The organism is Pseudalkalibacillus decolorationis (genome assembly GCF_024609785.1).
Classification (GTDB): domain Bacteria; phylum Bacillota; class Bacilli; order Bacillales; family Fictibacillaceae; genus Pseudalkalibacillus; species Pseudalkalibacillus decolorationis.
The window spans coordinates 24,268-43,613 of the sequence record NZ_JANHJQ010000005.1; the positions used below are offsets into that span (position 1 = coordinate 24,268).

Consider the following 19,346-nt stretch of genomic DNA (forward strand, 5'->3'; position numbering starts at 1 on the left):
CGTTTTTACGACTTATTCGCATCGTAGAGCTTTTGAATTTCTTCCATGATTTTAAGGGTTGCCTCCCTAGCAGAAGCTTTACGTTCCTTAAATTCTGTCAGATCAATTGCTTCTCCATATACAATCTTAATCTCATTGAACACTTTAAATGGTCCAATGATCGCGCATGGTACTACTTTTGCATCTGTTTTTAACGCAAAAAAGCCGGCACCTGCAAGCCCCTCACCTACTACTCCGGTTTTGTTCCTCGATCCCTCAGGGAATAGACCTACTACTTCACCGTCTCTAAGAAGCTGAAGTCCATTTCTAAGTGCTTGTTTATCACTCATTCCTCTACGGACCGGAAAGGCATGGACTCTTGGCAATACATATTTAAGAACAGGCATATCAAACAATTCAGATTTAGCCATAAAATGTACATTACGGTTATTTGCAGTTGATCCAACGAGCGGCGGGTCTAAATTACTAATGTGATTGGCGCAAATGAGAACACCGCTATCTTTTGGAACATTATCTTTACCGATTACCTTTATGCGGTAACCTACAGCAAAAATGCCGCTGAACAACGAACGACCAAACGCATAAAGATTCACCAATCATCAAACCCTTTCTTTGTGGTGTACAATTTCCATGATTGCAGTAACAACCTCTGAAATTGACATTGCAGTCGTATCGAGCTCGATTGCATCTTCAGCCTTTCTCAGCGGAGATACCTCACGATTCGAATCAAGTAGGTCACGTTGTTCAATTTCCTTTTTTATTTGATCCAAGTTAGAAGGAATGCCTTTTGTAACGTTTTCTTCGTGCCGTCTTTTCGCACGTTCCTCGACAGAGGCAACCATAAAGATCTTAACCTGTGCATTGGGAAGGACATGTGTGCCGATATCCCGTCCATCCATAACAACTGGTTGTTCTCGACTTAATTCTCTTTGTCTTTCAACCAATTCAAACCTTACTTCTAAGTGACGAGCGACTTCTGATACATTATTTGTCACCTTCGCTAAACGAATGGCTTCTGTAACATCTCTTCCATCTAATAAAACCTTTTGTTCACACTCGACTTTACAAAGTTCTATCTTTGTATGTTGGATCATCTCTTCAAGCTTACTACCGCTCGTAATATCTATATTTTGTTCAAGTGCTTTAAAAGTGATTGCACGGTACATAGCCCCTGTATCTATATATACATACGATAATCGATCCGCTACCATTTTAGCGACTGTACTCTTTCCAGCTCCAGCCGGACCATCAATTGCAATTGTCATCAACTTACCCATAATTCCTCCTGAATCGTTCTACATTCTTGACGCTCTTATACTTTTTTATCGTATAAAGAAAACTTGGCCCCTATTTAAAGGACCAAGCATTCTATTTTTTTCCCATTTCATCATACCACAGTAGGTTTGACCGGTCTATCGTTTCTACTGTGTCTCCTCTTTCCTCAGACATGATTCCTTCATATTCGTAAACTCGATTTAAATAGAAAGCCCAATCCTTGTGGGTGATTACCCATTGAGCAACTAATAGGAATACACCCTGAACAATAACTACCTTTATCCATATCCGCTCAACCTTCTTCATAAATATGCCACCTTTTTACATGATCACTTATATTGCGTGTTCAAAAAGGAGGACAGACTTTTTGAACAACCTCTTATTAGCTTGACCAAAAAAAAAGGCGGATATAAGTAAATCTCTCTATAATAAGCCTTTCTTTTTGAGTAACAACTGTTCTTCAAAACAAAATCGTAAAATAGATCGTCTATCTTCCTCTGTTACATCAATAAAGTGTAAAGTTGCTTTGTTTCTTTCCCCGTTATTCCCTTCCAGAATTCGAATGACTTTTGCTTTTTGTCGCAAATATTGGTATTCGGTTTTTATAGGAAGTACAATCCAGCATTCAACATCGGAATTTTCTTGTAATGGATGATTTTCTGGTAAAATGATTGCACACCCGCCAGCACTAATATCAGAGGTTAATGCTTTGAAAGGTTGAAACTTGTCGGATACAGAATGTACAGCAACATCAATTGAAGAATCGACCCGTACATAAGCCCTTCTTTGAATTTTTTCAATTTGATCACTCTGTGGTAAGCTTATTTTTAATAATGGTATATGTTCCTTTAATCGGTCGATTAATTCTGTCCGAAATGCATAAGTCTCTTTCTCTTTAGTTGTATATTGTGCTTCAAAAAACGTCCCTACCTTAAAAAATTCTGTTTTATTCGTATGTAAGTTGGTTGGATAGGTTATGTAAATATGATCATTTGTTACCTGTTCGACTTTACATTTATATTGGGTCAGCTCTTTTCCTTGTTGGATATCTAAAAAGAGTGTTTCACCGATTGAAAGCATTTCCTTGACACCACCTTCAATATTCTAGGTATATTATCTCATTGAAATATGAAAAGCGGAAGTGCCCTGTTCAGGTGTGACAAGCGCTGGAGATTCTGTAACATAACACGCTTTTTGTGTTTGTGGAAGAATCGAAGCGACCTCGAACACCTGGGCGCTGCAGCTAGACATCGCTTCTATGCAGCAAATTTTTATACTTTCTTTACTCATAAAAAAAGGAAAAGCGAAATTCGCTCTTCCTTCTTCTTAATCCTGATTTTTCAAAGTTCCTTAAATGATGAATTAATATCATCGAGTTTCTGAACTTTTTCTTCCAACCCAGTATTGGCGTTAATAAAGATTCGATACGTATCATTCTTCATTGTGGCTAAGAATTCATAACAATGTGCCTCTTCACCAAGGTCGTTCACAATAACCCCCTGATGGGTTTCTTGAATCTTAAGATTTGGGTTCATCTTTTGTTTTGCTTCTTCTTCTGAAAGCTTGGGCTTTCCAATGTTCCGGTCTTTTTCACCGAGCAAGTAATTCATACCTTCATAAGCAAGTAATTCCCCATTATCTAAAGCCACCTTGATGGTTACAGATTGCGGATAGATTCGGACACCGTCCTGTACCTTTACATAGGTAAAAACTCCCGTGTTATCATATTGATCACTTTGTGCCAATTCCATCTTATCCATGGCGTGCTTCTGCAAAAATGCATCGGCTTTTTGTGTTGCTTTATATAAACTAATTTTCGGTTTTCCGACTTCTCGTTCCTGCATAATCCAAACTGGATGGCCACCCTTTTTAGTCAATTCCATATAAACAGTTGAATTGCTATCAGGCTTATTAACAGAAACTCGATAAGCCTCATATGGCGACCCTTTTCCGTTCTTTTCAACGGTTACTTTACTTTTAGTGCTCAGATTAAGAAATTCAATAGCCTTTTTCTTCGCTTCTTCCTTCGATATTTCTTCTCCACTCAATACCTTATATTTGCTGTCCTTATACTCAGAAATTTTTGTCATCTCAGGTCCCCAATTTACTTCTGAGTAACCTTCTACTGATTTTGAGACTGTTTTTAATCCATCAATAATCGTGTTGTCTTTCGGATCACCCTCTGTAGCAAGGGCAAGCTCTACATCCATCCACCTTAAATTTTCCTCTAAGACAAGCGATTGGACCTGCTTCAACTCTGATTTAATTTCAGTCGCGTGTTGATGCAACGTTTCCAATGTTTGATATTCTTTATCTGATAAAGGATTTTTCTCTAAATCTCTTATCGCAATTCGATAACTGAATTCTCCGATATTTGCCAAAAATTCTTCCGTTTTGTTAAATGGGAGCAATGCAAGTGGCAATTGCCCAACATCATTATGCGCCTCAGATGTAAGTCGCCATACCTCCGCAAGAGCAGGTGAAAGTTGTTGTCTAGAATTCATAGCGAGTGTTGCACCAATTTTATCCTCTAACGCATCCATATGATAGTTCAAATCATGGAAAGCCCGTTGGTAATTGTTTTCAGCATTTATCAGAATTGCGTTCTTTTCCTGATGTTCCTTATATCCCCAGTATCCTGTGCCAATAACAGCAAGTGCTAGTATTGTAATAAATATTGTTCGGATCATATCTCCTTCACCTCCATTATTTTGCAAAGATATGCTTTCCGATTTGGGTTACTTGTGCACGTGTCCATATCCAACCCGAAGTAGCTGTGTCCGGGTTAAAGTAGTAAATACAACCATCAGATGGATCCCAACCGTTAATTGCATCACGAACTGCTTTCTCAGCAGTCTCATTAGGTGTTAACCAGATTTGTCCATCTGCTACTGCTGTAAATGCACCTGGCTCAAAAATGACACCGGAAATTGTGTTTGGAAATGCTGCACTTTCAACCCGATTTAAAATAACAGCCGCAACTGCAACTTGACCTACATAAGGTTCTCCACGAGCTTCACCATAAACAGCATTCGCCATTAATTGAATATCATTTTCAGAGTATCCACTCGGCACATTTTTTTGTTGCTTGTTTGCTGGTTTTTTTTGAGGTTGAGCTTGTTGCTGGTTATCCTGTCCTCCCTGCCCACCTTGTCCTTGTTGCTGCTGAGGGGCTTTCCCTCCTTTTTCAGCCTGTTTCTTAAGTGGTGTACCACCATAATGTGTAAAATCTTTTCCTTTTCGGATATTCTTTTTTACATAGCCCTCGTTGTACTTCGATGCATCAACTAGCTTTTGCCTTGTCGTTAAACCAGCAAGACCATCGACTTCTAATCCGAATTCATACTGGAAGTTCCGAAGTGCCCAGTATGTACTCCATCCGAAGATTCCATCGATATCGCCATTATAGAAACCTAAATATTGCAATCTCGACTGAAGCTCGATAACATCCTCCCCCGTTGCCCCATGCTGGATCACCTGCTGAGTAAATGCTTCGGCCTTATCAACAGAAACCCCATAAGACAATGGAACTACTATCAGAATCAACGATATACATACTTTGATGCACATTACTCCAATTTTCATATTACAGCCTCCTGTTGAATCCTGTCTTACTTTTTCGATGATTGTAGTTTTTGTTAAAGCATGGATTTTATACTTATATAAGGAGAAATTAAATGCAACGTTCCAGCTCAATCCAATCGATAATGCCTCTTCCATTAAAATAAGCCAGCTCAATTATGAGCTAGCTGTAGCATTTATTATTGTTTTCCTATAAGTCAGCTGTTTATACCGGGTTACTTGAACAACCTGTGTAAAAAAGGTTATTTTAAAAAGACTTTCCTTGATGCTTGCTGGGCATGCTTCACCTTCCTTAATCCAAGCCACCACAAAAACAGCATGAACGGTAACATGATGTAGATCCAGCGTTGAACATGATAAAGAAGGATATAATCATAAAAACCATGTAAAAGGATAGGAATTACGAGTGAGTAGACTAAAAAAATCCTTTTTCTTTTTGCAAGGTTAGAAAACTTTCCTCTGCTTAAATAATAGCCCATCATAACCCCAATTAAAGCATGACAAGGAACTGGCAGGATCGCACGTAACATTGCAGTATCAATTCCATTTGCAAATAAAAAGAGAACATTTTCAGCAGTAGCGAAGCCTAAAGCAATTGAAGTCCCATAAATAATACCATCATAGGGGTCATTAAATTCAATTTGTTGATATGCAGCAAAATATAAAAGGAACCATTTAAAGAATTCTTCTAATACACCTGATACAACAAACGCATCGACCCAATCTGTAACCATTAATTCTTCATGGATCCCAAATTGCAACACCATAACAGGAAAAACAAGAAGGATTCCGAATAAAAATGTCCGAACGACCATAAAAATTGGCTCAGGTTCGTATTTATCTTTTAAATAAAAAAACGATAGTAGAGCGATACCAGGTGCCATTCCGGCTGAAATTAACGTAAACATCTCTCTCGTTCCTATCCCATATATTTTGATTCCCATAAATTATGTAATCAAATGTTGCAATCGGTATTTACACTTTAAAATTTCTCTCAATTTCCTCTTCTTCAGATGCTAATAATACTGCTAATTTCAGCCTCGCCTTCTTCGCATCATAATCACTACCTAATATAACACCTCTCGTAAGTAAATCATATGAGCTACCATCGTAATCATATGCCGGAAAGACATGCCCCTCTACAGCGCTAGTTGTAATAACAAAATAGACTCCTTTTTTAATCCCTCGTGTAATTTCATCAACCATGTTCGGAGTTACCTGTCCTCTGCCAACACCTTCAATTATGATTCCTTTCACTCCAGAATCAATTGCACAACGAATAAACTTTCCATCTGAGTTGATATACGATTTAATAATGTCAACGGAAGGAAGATCATTTTTTATTTGATAAACGGTTGTCCGGGATGGTCGTTGATAGGTTAACACAACATCATTGTCAATGATTCCAAGATAACCATAGCCGAATGAGGTAAATCCTTGTGGGTTTGAGGAGTGCGCTTTTTTAACATATCTTGCAGAAAAAATCCGCTCATTAAAGACGACTACCGTACCGAAGTTTCTTATTTCCTTATTGGATGCAACTAACACAGAGTGTCTGATATTGATATATGCATCTGTTCCTACCACTCCTGGTGGACGTTGTGAACCCGTTACCGCAACGGTACGAGGATCATCAATTGTCAAGTCCAGGAAATAAGCAGTTTCTTCTAAAGAATCTGTTCCATGGGTAACGACAATGCCTGCTACATTCTCATCTTTCAAGTGCTCTTCGATTCGGTTCTTTAATCTTAATAGATGATTAAACGTAATATGCATGCTTGGAACCTGAAAGATCGAATCAATGACAATTTCCATATCAGAGGGAAGATCACAAAGACTTGTCAACTCCTCACCTGTCATTACACCTGACTCCAGCAATCCAGTATCTGTTGATGGCTTGCTTGCAATCGTTCCACCTGTCGTTATGAGTACTACTTTTTTCATTTTTTTCACCTCTCAACCGTTATTTTTCATTCATTACCCTTATGCTATTGCCGCTTTCTAATTTCATCTGCTATCAGTTTACCGTGAAATCGACCGTTTTCAATAAAAATTTCATTTGCATTATTCCCTGCAGCGATCACACCAGCAATAAAAATGCCCTTAACGTTCGTTTCCATGTTTTCCAAATTGAAGGCTGGTCGCCCTGTCTCTGGTTCAATATGAATACCCATCTTTGTTAAAAAAGCGTGGTCAGGGTGGTAGCCTGTCATAGCAAAGACAAAATCGTTACGCAGTTCTTTTTGTACACCGTCCACATTGTAGATGATTGCATGAGGAGTTATTTTAATCACTTCTGCATTAAATTCCATGTTTACTGTACCTTTACGAACTAATCCTTCAAACTCAGGAAGAATCCATGGTTTAATACTTGAAGAGTACTCAGAACCCCGATAAATCACTGTTACCCTCGCACCCGCTTTTTCAAGTTCTAGCGCTGCATCCACCGCGGAATTTTTCCCACCAATGACAACGACATCTCGATCAAAATATGGGTGAGCTTCTTTGAAGTAGTGAAATACCTTATCAAGATCCTCCCCAGGAACTCCTATCATATTTGGATGATCGTAGTAACCTGTCGCAATAACTACATATGGTGTTACATAGGTCTGCCTTGTTTGATCCGTTTTTTCTGTAGAAACCGTAAACTCTTTTCTAGACCTCTGCTCCACAGTGAGTACTTTTTCAAAAGGAAGGACAGTGATTTTTTTCCTCTTAACAACCTCCCTATAATAAGCTAACGCCTGATTGCGCTTTGGCTTACGTTGTTCAATTACAAATGCGACTTCACCGATCTCTAACTTCTCACTTGTGCTAAAAAACTGCTGATGTGTTGGATAGTTATAAATGGATTGAACGATATTTCCTTTTTCAATCACAATCGGATTAAGACCAACTTTCTCCAGTTCAATTGCAGTGGATAAGCCACAAGGACCTCCACCCACAATAACAGCATCAACGTGCATAATTTCAACTCCTAAACCACACAACGCTTTCTTATCTTTATAAGAAAGAAAATGGGGTCGACTCTATATCTGACACCCCCACTCTAGAAGAAAGGAGGAGCCAGACACTTATGAGTCTGCCCCATTTTGGTGTTTCATTCAACTAAACAGTCTTAAATCCAACCTCTAAATCGGGATGCTTCGGCCATTTTACGAACTCCTACCATATAAGCAGCAAGTCGCATGTTCACTTTTCGATTCGTGGATGTAGTTAAAACATTATTAAAAGCTTTTACCATCACCTGTTCAAGCTTTACTTCAACCTCATCTTCGGTCCAATAGTAGCCTTGGTTGTTTTGTACCCACTCAAAATACGATACAGTTACTCCACCGGCGCTAGCGAGAACATCCGGAACAAGTAAAATTTCTCGTTCTGTCAAAATGTTTGTTGCTTCTATCGTTGTTGGCCCATTTGCAGCTTCTACTACGATGGACGCCTTTATGTTATGGGCGTTATGCTTCGTTATTTGATTTTCAATTGCCGCAGGAACTAGAATATCGCAGTCCAGTTCAAGCAATTCTTTATTTGTTAATGTATCTTTAAATAACTTCGTTACGGTACCAAAGCTATCACGGCGATCAAGTAAATAGTCAATATCAAGTCCTTCCGGGTCGTGCAGAGCTCCATATGCATCGGAAATTCCAATGACTTTGGCTCCAGCGTTATACATAAACTTCGCGAGAAAGCTACCCGCATTACCAAAACCTTGAATGACAACACGCGCCCCTTCAAGGTTAATTCCTTTCTTCTTCGCCGCTTCACGGATACATATTGTAACCCCTTTAGCAGTTGCAGATTCACGTCCATGTGAACCTCCTAGAACAAGCGGTTTTCCGGTAATGAATCCTGGTGAATCAAATTCACGAATACGACTGTATTCATCCATCATCCAAGCCATGATCTGTGAGTTTGTAAAAACATCCGGTGCTGGAATATCTTTTGTCGGTCCAACAATTTGACTGATTGCACGTACATATCCGCGGCTTAAGCGTTCAAGCTCCCGAAATGACATATCTCGAGGATCACAGATAATTCCGCCTTTACCGCCGCCGTATGGCAAGTCGACAATTCCGGCTTTTAAGCTCATCCAAATAGAGAGAGCCCTTACTTCTGTCTCTGTTACCATCGGGTGAAACCTAACGCCACCTTTAGTTGGTCCTACCGCATCATTGTGTTGAGCCCGGTAACCTGTGAAAATTTTTATCGATCCATCATCCATCCTTATTGGAATTCGAACCGTCATCATACGAATCGGTTCTTTTAACAACTCGTAAACTTCTTCAGGATAACCTAACTTATCTAATGCATCCCCGATCACTGTTTGAGTGGATGTAAGTACATTGTCTTGTCCATTATTAGCTTGCTCATTATCTGATGTATTGGCAGCCATGGTTTACCTCCCGTAAAAAATCCATAATGTATTGTGGGTTAACCCTTAAGGGTCAGCCTCGTCATTCTAAAAGTTATAATTTCAATTTCTCATTGCATAGTATACACCTTAGTGTGGTTTATGAGAAGTAATAATTGCAAGTTTTACGCATTATTTTGGAAACGTTTTCGTTGTAACTTATCATGTACTATAAATTCAAGAATACCCTTTTTAAAAAGTAAGAAAACTTGGCGATCGCCAAGCCTTAGCGCTGGCGATCGCCTTAGTCCCTAAAGGGATGACCTAAAGGCCCTTGCTTTATACTATGGAAAGTATTTTTATACTTCATTAATGTGTCGTATAAGAGGGTGAACCAAGAGGATAAACCTGCTCATGGACAACCTCTTTAACCAACCTACTTAAAGTATTGATTGACTTGTTCCATTGAATTCTCAGACATGATGGGTTTGCCGTATTCCCTCACACGCCACCTAGTTATCGTTGAAGGATTTCCGAACTCAGATAATAGGGCAACGAACATATCAACATCCATATGCTCATATTCTGATTCTTCAAATGAGACATAATAGCTACCCTGAAAAGAAAAGATTTCTCCTCCTGTAATGTCAAGGGGCAATATTCGTTTTGCCAATGAAATAATGTCCTCAAATTGCCTAAACTCATAAAAGACATCATCACTGATATCTAGTGTTACCTGCAGCTCTAAAAAGTCATCATCATATTCTTCATCATCATCATTCGTAGCCATTTGACCCTTCGTTACGATCACAACCATACCTTGAGCAGGTAAGGAAAATACTTCAACCGCAATGGGACCTTCTGCTCTAAAGCCAAGCTCATCATCTGCTTCGAGCATCATATCACGGAATAATTCATGCACTTTAGGAAGGTCCTGCCACATTTCTTCCTTGGAGATTCCGCGTTCACGAAGGTCATCCAATGTCAAAAACACTTTAATTTTGTTATATGTTAAACGCTCCAGTCGCATTTATGGCCCCCCTCAACAACATTACTCCATCCACTCCTATAATATGTTGCAATAGAAAGATGGTTCTTATCGGTCAAACTAATTGATAGAAATAAAGTTCATTTTCAAAGGGTCAAACGCTTGTCCAATTTCAAACCGTTTAACATGTTATATTAATTGTAACTACTCTGCCTTTGATTTAAAAGTAATAACATGTGCTTCAGATGGTGCGCATAATCGAAAGGGCAGTTTTGTGTAACCATACCCATTGCTGACAAACACCTTCGTGTTCCCGTTATCCTTTAAACCACCGCGTTCAGTTAGACCCCATTTAAACAATCGTATCTGCCCACCATGAGTATGACCACTTAAAACAATTCCTATTTGATGGTGTTCGTCTACCTTTTCAGCAATTATCGGGTTATGACTTGCCAGAATCCTATAGCCCTTTCCATCAACATCCTGTAATGCCAAATCCAATCTATCCCTTTCTAATGTTGGATCATCTACACCTATTAAATAAAGTACCGCATCAGCTGTTTCGAATTTAGCACAGGTGTTATCCAGTATTTGGATCCCGTTTTCTCTTAACAGTACATCTAACTGTCTGAAATCAGTCTCATAATCGTTATTTCCCCAAACAAAGTAGGTTGGGGCTAACTGGGTCAATTGATCAATGTTCTTCTTAACTCGTTTTAGCGGTACGCCACTTTCCATGAGGTCACCGCCGATTATGACTAAATCAACAGATGTGCGAATTTGTTCTAGCAATTTCTTATTTATAGTACGAGTATGTATATCTGAAATAAAAAAAATACTTAGACCATCGAAGCTATAAGGGAATTGATCCATTTCAAGCTCAAGGTGATGGATTGTATTTCGATGCGCCTCATACCACATATATCCAAGAAGCGTGATGGATACACATGAGATTATAATTAATATAGGTAGAATCATCCTGCACCTTCCTGACGTTTGATGGTCTTATCTTGCCTAAATTGAGATAACGAAATCATACCATAAATGAATAAACAAAGTAAGCAAAACACCGCAATCACAAGGTCAAGGCTTATTAAAATAACAAAACTAAGCACAAAGCTTAATATGAATAAAATGAAATGTAATAAGGAAGAATCATTTTTATTTAAAATATCAGATACAACAAATGAATACGATACGATTCCTGTAAGTAGAAGAAGCGATATCCGGATAAAGTGAGTTGGATCGAAAATAACTTGACTTAACCAACTAAGGAACGACTCCATTGACTCTGTCGGTAAGTCTTTTGAAACGAAATATAAACACCAATATCCAATTGCGAGTACAATCCATTGTTTAACCATAAAAAAATCCTCCCCTCTTCAAACGATATGAAGGAGAAGGAGGATCAATGTCTTAATCTTCTTTTATATAAAGGATACGAAAGCCCGATAATTCTAATTTTTGGATAAATTTATCCATATTTTGTTTCTTTTCCAACACATCATAGCGAGTAACAATTCCATTAAATTCACCGGATTCATTTACTACTGCTACAAGAGGGCGATCTTTTAAAGATAAAAATGTTTGTTCAAAAATCCCGTCATTTGGGTAAATCCTACTAAATTTCAAAAGTTTTTTGTTTTTATCTGAAAATTTCAATAATGGAGGTTGAAATATCTGTAAATTTCAATTAAGATAAAACTACGAATTAAATTGTCAACATTCTTAGCTGTTCAATCTATGCAAAAAAGTTATACTTTCTTTAAAAAATTCATGTTAGGAGAGGACACAACATGACCATATCCAAGTTTACAAATAAATCTCTTGTCTTGAATCAGGATTTGGAATACACCCAGAAAATCGGACTCCCAGTGGAAGTTTTTTGCATGAAAGGTTATGACACCGTTGCTTTTGGACGTATTCAAACAATTACAGACGATCATGTCCGAGTAAACAATCAGCTTTATTGTCGCCAGAATCACGCCTTTTTCGGTTGTCCTTGTCCGATTTAATCCGTATTATTTATGGTAAAGATTAATATCATGTTCGTTTTTCAACCAATCAAACACCTCATGTCGATGTTTCCAAGGAACTGGTTTTTCCCATAACTCTTCCCCTCGTTCTATGGTCGTTTTCCTAAGTTCTTCATACTCATTTTCTGCTTTTTGATGTTTCTTCTTATAAGCAAACAGTTGAATCAAGCAGGTTAGTCCTGCCACAGTCATTACTAGTAAGAGCTTATCCTGAATGATAAACTCGAACATCCCTTTTGTACTAAAAAAAGACTGCTGTACTAAACGTAGCTTATAGAAGTAAACGTACAAGAACGTAAAGAAGATAACGACAAACAAAGACAAGGACCACTTAAGTAATGTCTGTTCATACTTTTGTTCTTTTTTTCTACGATCAATTAATTGATCAATTACTTCAACCGTTACTCCTGAAATCATGTACTGTTTGAATTTCCGATCTTTTAATCCATCCATCCCATTCCCTCCTATTCAAACGTATGCCACGAGGGAATGGTGTATTACATTCGAAGTGCTACCTTATCGAATAATTTTCAAGAGGTTATCCGGAGTTTTATCATTAGGTATATTACTCCATTGTTCAGATGAAAAATAAACGATTAAACCAACCAATAAACAAATAAAAAGAAAGGCGATACCGCGTGTAACCCAGAGATGCCAGTTAATCGATGCGGACGTCTTTTTTTGTTGTTCTCTTTCCTTTCGACGACGTTCTGTTCTAGTAGGAAGACTTTGTACATCCACTACCTCTATTGTTTCATTTGAATTTACATCAAAATGTTTATCACTCAAGTTAGAAGCTTGATCTTGATGACTCAACCTGACGCTCCCCCTTTACAAACGCGTAAAAAATAGCTTTATTTACCCTTCTCCACGCATTTGCCTGTTCCTTTTTTTCGATAAAACTAACCAATTAAAACGGATCATAAGTCCCAATATAAAGTCAATGAGAAAATGCACAAGTATCGGGATAAGTAAGTTGTCTGTCCATAAAAACAGAGCACCAAGCATAAAACTAAGGATGATTGCCACCGTTAACAATACTGGCTTCAGTAGGTATCTTATATGCATCAATGCAAACAAAACACTTGCTGTTAGGTAACCGATATTTTCTTGTAAGACACCCCTGAATAAGATTTCTTCAGAAACCGCAATGACAAAAGCAAGAAAAGCAAGGTGAAAAATGGATATGGTTGAGAAAATCCGCTCATTGATCCCACCGTCATCTACCCAATTAAAAGGTAAATAACTCCAAATTATTAGGTCACAAACAATTACAAGTAGGGCTGCAGGGACAGACCAAACTAATATCATCAAAGGATTAAAGCGTATCATACTCTTCCAGTCATGGTAATCTTGATCAAATACAATTGAAAGTATAAGGGCGATGCCTAAAAAAATGGCTTGAGTTACATAAAGGTTTATATATAATTCCTTTTGTGAGATAGAGGCGATAATCTGTTGCTGCTTTTTCGGATTAAGCATTTTTCTCCACCTGATGAAACGTTTTTCGTAATTCCTCTTCCCATTTATATTCATTGTAAGGTTGTACGAATGGGTCCGACTCGAGGTTATCTGGAATATTCAGACCACATACATCACAGCATTGTTTTGGGCCAGATTGATACTTTTCGTTGAATTCATCTAATATTAACGCTCTTCTGCAAGTGTCTGTGTGAATCCATCGTTTCATCTTATGGATACGCTGTTGTTTCTCCAATTTCCGTGAACGAATTAAATCTTTTACATTCATACCCCACTCCTGCAAGTCTGAGCTACTGTCGAAGTTAATCGACTCTGATTGATAGCGCAGAAAACGTTCAGCTGTATCTGATGAAAGAGGAAGAGATTTCAGTGCTTCTGTAGTTGTGGAATGCTCTTTATAAAGCTGGACAAACCGATCAATTTCAAAATCACTAGGATACTCAGAAGCAACGAGTCGCGCTGGTATAAAATCGTCATCATGATGGTAAAGCAAGAGGGCAACACTTTGTTCTCCATCTCTGCCAGCACGACCAATTTCCTGTAAATATGATTCTATATGAGCTGGAAAATGAAAATGGATGACATAGCGAATGTTTGGTTTATTAATTCCCATACCAAATGCATTCGTACAGCAGATCACATCGAGTTCATCGTAAATAAATTGTTTCTGGATCAGCAGGCGATCACCATTTTCCATGCCACCATGGTAATAGGCTACTCGTCCAATACCTGCTGATTTTAAGGACTCGGTTATGGATTCTGCAACATTTCGACTTGATGTGTAGATAATCCCTGGGCCGTTAAGTTTACGTACACTGGAGATGAGCATGTCGATTTTATCTGTTTGGGTATCAACCTTCTCGACTCTCAACGCAATATTAGGACGATCAACGGAATAAATATGTAATGCCGGTTCTTTGAGCTTCAACTGGTCAATGATATCCTCTCGTACTTGCTTCGTTGCCGTAGCCGTCAACGCAATAATTGGTGGTCTTCCAACTTGTTCACAGACGGATGATAACTTCATATAATCAGTTCGAAACTCATGTCCCCACTGAGAGATACAATGAGCTTCGTCCACAACGAATAATGAAATTTTCGATTTTTTCAATGCCCTCAACAAATAATCAGATTGTAACGTTTCTGGGGATAGGTAGATGAATCGGTATGACGAAAGACTTTGCAGAATGCTTTTACGCATAGGAATAGGAATTCCGCTATGAAATGCACAAACTCTCTTTTCTCCATTACGTTTCAGTTGCTCAACTTGATCTTCCATTAAGGAGATTAAGGGAGAAACAATAATAACAGTTCCCTCTAATATATATCCAGGCAGTTGATAACAAATCGATTTACCGGTACCTGTCGGCAGCATTGCGAATACATCCTTACCGACTAATACGTCTTCAATAATTGGACGTTGTCCAGGTCGGAATGTTCGATGTTTAAATCGATCAAATAGTAGTTGGTCAATTGACAATAGTAACATTCCTCTCTTTAGACTTGCTAGACTGGTCATCTATGCTTGCGAGTGTAAGTCGAATCTGAAAGTAAGAGTAACGTTCTTCTAATCGCTCTTTTATGGCTTTAAGTCGTTTTGTATTCATTGTAGTGGACGTCTCGATTATTGCCTTTTGGTCGGATTCAGAAATAAACGACTCAATCGGAAAATTAGGTACATGAATGACAATTTCGACAATGTGGTCTTCAATCGTACTCGTCTTTAATTCACGACTTGCTGCTATTTCTTCCTTCGCATACCCTTTTTGTAATAGCTTAAAAGTCTTCAAGGTGGAATTGGTTAGTGTATAGGGCTTGTCGAGATCAGTGATAAACAAGTAAAGACCTGGAACACCAATTGGGTCTTTGAGCAGATAAGCCATTAGATTATGGAGTATTCCTTGAAAACGAAAATCACATTCTATTGGATCCATCCTTAATTCTTGAGCGATTTGCAGTGATGTTTTTCCGATTTTCCCATGACGAGTTAGACGGTGAACGATGTTTTCAGCATCTCTTTTATCTAACATACTCAAAAACTCGAAAAGTTCGGTATAAAGGAGTTCGGAGGCACCTACCCGATGACTGTGATCTTTTGGAAAGTATTCTTTGACCCATGATAAGATATCAGGTTCATTCTGAATCGGATAAAAATTGGGTTCCCCTTCTAAAAGGTGAGACAACGTTTGAATGAAAAGTGTAAACCGTCTCCAAAAAGTTCTGCTTATATCCCCATACTTCCAGCCGTTCAAATGAATAGGCAAAGGATGTTTACTCAAAGAATCGTTCATTCTTGATAAACCGGTTTCAGAAATAACAGCTTGGCTTTTATCATTAATTAGCACTAATTCTTGGTGAAATAGTTGATGAATAGTAGATTTAAATTCAGCATAAGTAATATGTGGCATTGTCCCAAAAAGGTTAGACAGACCAAAAAGCTTTCCGTCTTGTATAACCTGTGAAGATTTTTTTCCTTTTAAAAGATGGAACAAACCGAATATTGTTCGTTCTCCGGACAATTGTTTGAGCCCATATAAATAGATCATATCCTGATACTTCACTCTGGTCGCCTTCTTTCGCAGAGTTTCTTTATTTATTGTATCAAAGGTCGTTTAGAAAGTGTTCAATCTAGGGAAATTCTTTATAAGTCCTTGTTTGATAAGGATTCTCATTGAATTTAACTGTTGAAATCTCTATCCAACAGTCTTACAATAGAATCGAGGATTAAAATTGATTTCATTTGGAGAATATGAACTGTTTTGTTTAATGATAATAGGATAGATAACAGGAGAACAGTTTCATCAATTTCTAGGAGGGTTATTTCGAAATGGCAAAGTATACAATTGTGGACAAAGAAACTTGTATCGCATGTGGGGCTTGTGGAGCAGCTGCACCAGATATCTATGATTACGATGATGAAGGAATTGCGTTTGTAACACTCGATGATAATGAAGGGATTGTAGAAATTCCTGATATTCTTCACGAAGATATGACGGATGCGTTTGAAGGATGTCCTACGGATTCCATCAAAATCGCTGATGAACCGTTTGATGGTGACGCTACGAAGTTTGAATAAAGTAAGAGGATAGACCATTGGTTCTTCACTTTAACTTATAAGAACGGCATCTTTTTACAACAAAGATGCCGTTCTTTTTCGATAGTTAAGTATAAAATGTTGTTGCGTTATTGTTTCAGAATTCCAATTAAAGCAGTGGATTTGTCCTTAGCTTGGGAAAGAACAATGAATCTCAATCCATAATCAGGAATGTTACGCCCTGCATCAGGTAATCCATTATTTAAATAATCATCCGAGTCATCAAACATACGATCACCTTTCAACTTTTCTGAAGTTAAAGTGATCCCTAATGTATCACTGTAATCGAGAAACTCTCTATTCGTTTTTTCTAAACCGAATGCAGCATCATTAATTTGATATCTCGTCGCAGCCACTGATCCGTCGCTCCATTTTAATGTTTTTTGATGTGCATCAACTACTCCAAGGAATCCTTCACCAGGATGAATTCCAGTCCAGTTTTCCTGGTAAGAATTATCTACATACCAAACCATTAGACCCTCATCATACTCCATCAATGATTCACCACGGGCGATATGCTTTAATCCAAGATCGACACCTTGGTGGTTTCTCCATTCTAGTAAATAATAATGTTCAGATTTGAATTTACCAGTACTTTTTTCAAATCCTTCTAATGTGAAAGGGCTTTCTCCTTCTGCATCATCCATCAATACTTGTGATCCGTCTATGTTGATTGCGATATCATCTACATAAAAACCTCGTTCAACAGCCGCTACATCTGTCCAATAATTTAGTTTTAACTGAACAGTCTTTCCTGCGTAGGAAGATAAGTCAAACGCTCCATCGACCCATCCACCAGAATGACCCGTAATACCATGGCCAGGATTTTGTTCATACGGATCATCCGTTGTCGTTAGGTTACCCGGAATCGCAACCCAATTTTCAGATCCTTCTTCCTTAACTTGAACGGATGCATAATCCCAGTCTTGTTCAATCTCATACCAAGCCTTAAAGGTAAGCTCAGCGCTCGTTGCTTGTGATAAATCCACTGTCGTTATCATTGAATTATCAAGTTCATTTCCACTTCCACCGTGATATTCATACTCACCACTATATGGTTCATTCACAATCGTTTCTTTATCTGGTAAATTAACTCTTACTGCATCATTTAATGTCCCTTTGTCATTGGCTTGATCCAAAAATACAAAGTCCCCTTTAAAGGATGAGTCCGTTGCATCAATTGATTTACCACTTAACCAATTTCCACCTACATACCCTTGTAAAAACTCTTTTGCATATGGACTGAATCCTGTTGGCTCAGTCCCTGGAATTTTTCCTGCCCAACTGCCACTACTCATAATTGACCAATAAGCAATCGGCTCTCCTGCACCAGAATATTGTGTATCATACTCATCAGGTAATTCTAGATCATGTCCGTATTCATGGGCAAATACACCTGTTGCCCCATCTTCGGGTTCAATTGTATAATCATAAGCGGCCATTTGCCCGCCCCAATAAGGAACATCTGTTTCCGTACCAGGTATAGCAAATACTCCTCCTAAATTCCAACGATGAGACCAGATCGCATCTCCACCAAGTGCTCCCCCGCCAGCTTCTTCTCCAACACCCGCGTGTATGATCATTAAGTGATCGACAATCCCATCTGGTTCACGGAAATCTCCATCACCATCAAGATCATAACGATCCTCTTGATCATACTCACCTAAATCAAGATTTGGATCCTGACCAGCATGTTTCAAGGCTTCAGCAACTAGAGACCTAGGTTTTGCGTCATTCCCATCTGGTGTAGGTACATTACCTCCATAATAAGCCGCTGGATGTTCAGCAGTATACCAGCCGGCAACCTCACCCTCAACTGTATAACTTCCTCCAGACTGCTGTTCATAATATTGTTTCATTGAGATCAGATTTTCCCCACCCGGACCTTGGTAGCCTTCCTCGCCAAAAATCATTTGCTGATAGTGTTCGGTAGGATAATTATCATAATACATGTCCGTTTCGCCTTCTAGAATACTACCATTCTCGTAATTCGGAAAATCGATAAGCAAAACAAGAACATTATCTGTTCTAATATCACCAGTCCATTTTTCTTTATTAATTGATGGGAGATGATAACGATTCTGTTTCCCTTTACCTTTTTCTATATTTTTAAAAGCTTTACCCTTACGTAGTTTTTCTCTAGTATCCTCAAGTTTATCATTTTTATGTTCCTCAAAAACTCCTTTATGCTCTAGTGAATCTTCATGAAGATTTGTCCTCTTTTTCAAATATTGTTTCAATGCCTTTTCTTTACCTGCAGCGCTTAGTCCTTTTGGTATTTGTCCACGTTCAATAAGAGATTCGATCAACTTCTCATCGTTTACAATTCCTGCATCAATAGGACCGGGTTGAGTTAAGTCAGGTTTCAATGGACTTACTTCTGGTGCGGCTGATGCAAGTGGTGCAAACGAACCTAGCATTAAACCAAATGAGAGAGTCGAAACTCCTAACTTCTTTTTCCAATTTTTCAAGTTTCCTAACCTCCTGTTTTTGTTTTATGAATGAGCGAATCTACGAATACCCCCTTTGTCCTAT

General features: G+C 38.4%; 22 protein-coding genes. 2 read left to right on the forward strand and 20 right to left on the reverse strand.

The window, feature by feature from the left end; genetic code table 11:
• Positions 1 to 5 precede the first annotated feature (5 nt).
• The 14 genes from NON16_RS06005 to NON16_RS06070 all read right to left on the reverse strand — a co-directional run bounded on the left by NON16_RS06005 (position 6) and on the right by NON16_RS06070 (position 11,861).
• Entirely contained in the window at positions 6 to 593 is a 588-nt protein-coding gene (locus NON16_RS06005) for a lysophospholipid acyltransferase family protein (protein WP_257348058.1), read from the reverse strand.
• Between the two features lie 6 nt (positions 594 to 599).
• On the reverse strand, positions 600 to 1,277 hold the full coding sequence (cmk, locus tag NON16_RS06010; protein ID WP_257347730.1) for a (d)CMP kinase: 678 nt from the start codon (positions 1,275 to 1,277) through the stop codon (positions 600 to 602).
• A gap of 91 nt (positions 1,278 to 1,368) precedes the next feature.
• The gene (locus NON16_RS06015) at positions 1,369 to 1,581 is read right to left on the reverse strand and encodes a YpfB family protein (RefSeq protein ID WP_257347731.1); all 213 of its coding nucleotides are present in this window, start codon (positions 1,579 to 1,581) and stop codon (positions 1,369 to 1,371) included.
• Between the two features lie 117 nt (positions 1,582 to 1,698).
• Complete coding sequence (locus NON16_RS06020) at positions 1,699 to 2,355, reverse strand: flagellar brake protein (RefSeq protein ID WP_257347732.1); 657 nt, start codon at positions 2,353 to 2,355, stop codon at positions 1,699 to 1,701.
• A gap of 260 nt (positions 2,356 to 2,615) precedes the next feature.
• Complete coding sequence (gene ypeB, locus NON16_RS06025) at positions 2,616 to 3,965, reverse strand: germination protein YpeB (RefSeq protein ID WP_257347733.1); 1,350 nt, start codon at positions 3,963 to 3,965, stop codon at positions 2,616 to 2,618.
• A gap of 16 nt (positions 3,966 to 3,981) precedes the next feature.
• Positions 3,982 to 4,860, reverse strand: a complete 879-nt coding sequence (sleB, locus tag NON16_RS06030; protein WP_257347740.1) for a spore cortex-lytic enzyme — start codon at positions 4,858 to 4,860, stop codon at positions 3,982 to 3,984.
• A gap of 239 nt (positions 4,861 to 5,099) precedes the next feature.
• Positions 5,100 to 5,765 carry a glutamic-type intramembrane protease PrsW gene (gene prsW, locus NON16_RS06035; protein ID WP_257347743.1) on the reverse strand — a complete coding sequence of 222 codons (666 nt, stop codon included), beginning with the start codon at positions 5,763 to 5,765 and terminating at the stop codon, positions 5,100 to 5,102.
• A gap of 67 nt (positions 5,766 to 5,832) precedes the next feature.
• The gene (locus NON16_RS06040; protein WP_257347745.1) at positions 5,833 to 6,801 is read right to left on the reverse strand and encodes an asparaginase; all 969 of its coding nucleotides are present in this window, start codon (positions 6,799 to 6,801) and stop codon (positions 5,833 to 5,835) included.
• Positions 6,802 to 6,845: 44 nt separating this feature from the next.
• Positions 6,846 to 7,826, reverse strand: a complete 981-nt coding sequence (locus tag NON16_RS06045) for a YpdA family putative bacillithiol disulfide reductase (RefSeq protein WP_372508757.1) — start codon at positions 7,824 to 7,826, stop codon at positions 6,846 to 6,848.
• A 149-nt stretch (positions 7,827 to 7,975) separates the two neighbouring features.
• Positions 7,976 to 9,253, reverse strand: coding sequence for a Glu/Leu/Phe/Val family dehydrogenase (locus NON16_RS06050; protein ID WP_257347748.1), 1,278 nt, complete (start codon positions 9,251 to 9,253; stop codon positions 7,976 to 7,978).
• Positions 9,254 to 9,647: 394 nt separating this feature from the next.
• The gene (locus NON16_RS06055) at positions 9,648 to 10,241 is read right to left on the reverse strand and encodes a genetic competence negative regulator (RefSeq protein WP_257347750.1); all 594 of its coding nucleotides are present in this window, start codon (positions 10,239 to 10,241) and stop codon (positions 9,648 to 9,650) included.
• Between the two features lie 162 nt (positions 10,242 to 10,403).
• The gene (locus NON16_RS06060; RefSeq protein ID WP_257347752.1) at positions 10,404 to 11,177 is read right to left on the reverse strand and encodes a metallophosphoesterase; all 774 of its coding nucleotides are present in this window, start codon (positions 11,175 to 11,177) and stop codon (positions 10,404 to 10,406) included.
• The gene (locus tag NON16_RS06065) at positions 11,174 to 11,563 is read right to left on the reverse strand and encodes a hypothetical protein (protein WP_257347754.1); all 390 of its coding nucleotides are present in this window, start codon (positions 11,561 to 11,563) and stop codon (positions 11,174 to 11,176) included. The genes NON16_RS06060 and NON16_RS06065 overlap by 4 nt, the downstream gene beginning before the upstream one ends.
• Positions 11,564 to 11,615: 52 nt before the next feature.
• Entirely contained in the window at positions 11,616 to 11,861 is a 246-nt protein-coding gene (locus NON16_RS06070) for a CBS domain-containing protein (RefSeq protein WP_257347755.1), read from the reverse strand.
• A 134-nt stretch (positions 11,862 to 11,995) separates the two neighbouring features.
• Here NON16_RS06070 and NON16_RS06075 point away from each other — a divergent pair, with 134 nt between their 5' ends.
• Positions 11,996 to 12,214: a hypothetical protein gene (locus tag NON16_RS06075; protein ID WP_257347756.1), complete on the forward strand. Its 219-nt coding sequence runs from the start codon at positions 11,996 to 11,998 to the stop codon at positions 12,212 to 12,214.
• Between the two features lie 6 nt (positions 12,215 to 12,220).
• Here the strand turns inward: NON16_RS06075 and NON16_RS06080 are convergent, their stop codons facing one another.
• The 5 genes from NON16_RS06080 to NON16_RS06100 all read right to left on the reverse strand — a co-directional run bounded on the left by NON16_RS06080 (position 12,221) and on the right by NON16_RS06100 (position 16,278).
• Positions 12,221 to 12,688 carry a YpbF family protein gene (locus tag NON16_RS06080; protein ID WP_257347757.1) on the reverse strand — a complete coding sequence of 156 codons (468 nt, stop codon included), beginning with the start codon at positions 12,686 to 12,688 and terminating at the stop codon, positions 12,221 to 12,223.
• Positions 12,689 to 12,751: 63 nt separating this feature from the next.
• Complete coding sequence (locus NON16_RS06085) at positions 12,752 to 13,051, reverse strand: hypothetical protein (protein ID WP_257347758.1); 300 nt, start codon at positions 13,049 to 13,051, stop codon at positions 12,752 to 12,754.
• A gap of 42 nt (positions 13,052 to 13,093) precedes the next feature.
• Positions 13,094 to 13,717 (reverse strand): CPBP family intramembrane glutamic endopeptidase, encoded by a 624-nt coding sequence (locus tag NON16_RS06090; protein WP_257347760.1) that lies wholly within the window; start codon positions 13,715 to 13,717, stop codon positions 13,094 to 13,096.
• Positions 13,710 to 15,197, reverse strand: coding sequence for a RecQ family ATP-dependent DNA helicase (locus NON16_RS06095; RefSeq protein WP_257347761.1), 1,488 nt, complete (start codon positions 15,195 to 15,197; stop codon positions 13,710 to 13,712). Before NON16_RS06095 ends, NON16_RS06090 begins: the two co-directional genes overlap by 8 nt.
• On the reverse strand, positions 15,187 to 16,278 hold the full coding sequence (locus tag NON16_RS06100; RefSeq protein WP_257347763.1) for a YpbB family protein: 1,092 nt from the start codon (positions 16,276 to 16,278) through the stop codon (positions 15,187 to 15,189). Before NON16_RS06100 ends, NON16_RS06095 begins: the two co-directional genes overlap by 11 nt.
• Before the next feature lie 266 nt (positions 16,279 to 16,544).
• Here NON16_RS06100 and NON16_RS06105 point away from each other — a divergent pair, with 266 nt between their 5' ends.
• A complete protein-coding gene (locus NON16_RS06105) occupies positions 16,545 to 16,793 on the forward strand; it encodes a ferredoxin (RefSeq protein ID WP_257347765.1) in 249 nt (82 codons plus the stop codon).
• A 107-nt stretch (positions 16,794 to 16,900) separates the two neighbouring features.
• On the opposite strand, the gene NON16_RS06110 is transcribed toward NON16_RS06105, so the two are convergent.
• A complete protein-coding gene (locus NON16_RS06110; RefSeq protein WP_372508758.1) occupies positions 16,901 to 19,231 on the reverse strand; it encodes an immune inhibitor A domain-containing protein in 2,331 nt (776 codons plus the stop codon).
• Positions 19,232 to 19,346 lie beyond the last annotated feature (115 nt).

Bases quoted from the DNA above. Each gene is read 5' to 3' on its own strand.
- NON16_RS06015 (WP_257347731.1), bottom strand. From the start codon at position 1,581: ATGAAGAAGGTTGAGCGGATATGGATAAAGGTAGTTATTGTTCAGGGT.
- prsW (WP_257347743.1), bottom strand. From the start codon at position 5,765: ATGTTTACGTTAATTTCAGCCGGAATGGCACCTGGTATCGCTCTACTA.
- NON16_RS06055 (WP_257347750.1), bottom strand. From the start codon at position 10,241: ATGCGACTGGAGCGTTTAACATATAACAAAATTAAAGTGTTTTTGACA.
- NON16_RS06050 (WP_257347748.1), bottom strand. From the start codon at position 9,253: ATGGCTGCCAATACATCAGATAATGAGCAAGCTAATAATGGACAAGAC.
- NON16_RS06075 (WP_257347756.1), top strand. From the start codon at position 11,996: ATGACCATATCCAAGTTTACAAATAAATCTCTTGTCTTGAATCAGGAT.
- NON16_RS06090 (WP_257347760.1), bottom strand. From the start codon at position 13,717: ATGCTTAATCCGAAAAAGCAGCAACAGATTATCGCCTCTATCTCACAA.
- NON16_RS06020 (WP_257347732.1), bottom strand. From the start codon at position 2,355: ATGCTTTCAATCGGTGAAACACTCTTTTTAGATATCCAACAAGGAAAA.
- cmk (WP_257347730.1), bottom strand. From the start codon at position 1,277: ATGGGTAAGTTGATGACAATTGCAATTGATGGTCCGGCTGGAGCTGGA.
- NON16_RS06110 (WP_372508758.1), bottom strand. From the start codon at position 19,231: ATGCTAGGTTCGTTTGCACCACTTGCATCAGCCGCACCAGAAGTAAGT.
- NON16_RS06105 (WP_257347765.1), top strand. From the start codon at position 16,545: ATGGCAAAGTATACAATTGTGGACAAAGAAACTTGTATCGCATGTGGG.
- NON16_RS06060 (WP_257347752.1), bottom strand. From the start codon at position 11,177: ATGATTCTACCTATATTAATTATAATCTCATGTGTATCCATCACGCTT.
- sleB (WP_257347740.1), bottom strand. From the start codon at position 4,860: ATGAAAATTGGAGTAATGTGCATCAAAGTATGTATATCGTTGATTCTG.
- ypeB (WP_257347733.1), bottom strand. From the start codon at position 3,965: ATGATCCGAACAATATTTATTACAATACTAGCACTTGCTGTTATTGGC.
- NON16_RS06080 (WP_257347757.1), bottom strand. From the start codon at position 12,688: ATGGATGGATTAAAAGATCGGAAATTCAAACAGTACATGATTTCAGGA.
- NON16_RS06065 (WP_257347754.1), bottom strand. From the start codon at position 11,563: ATGGTTAAACAATGGATTGTACTCGCAATTGGATATTGGTGTTTATAT.
- NON16_RS06040 (WP_257347745.1), bottom strand. From the start codon at position 6,801: ATGAAAAAAGTAGTACTCATAACGACAGGTGGAACGATTGCAAGCAAG.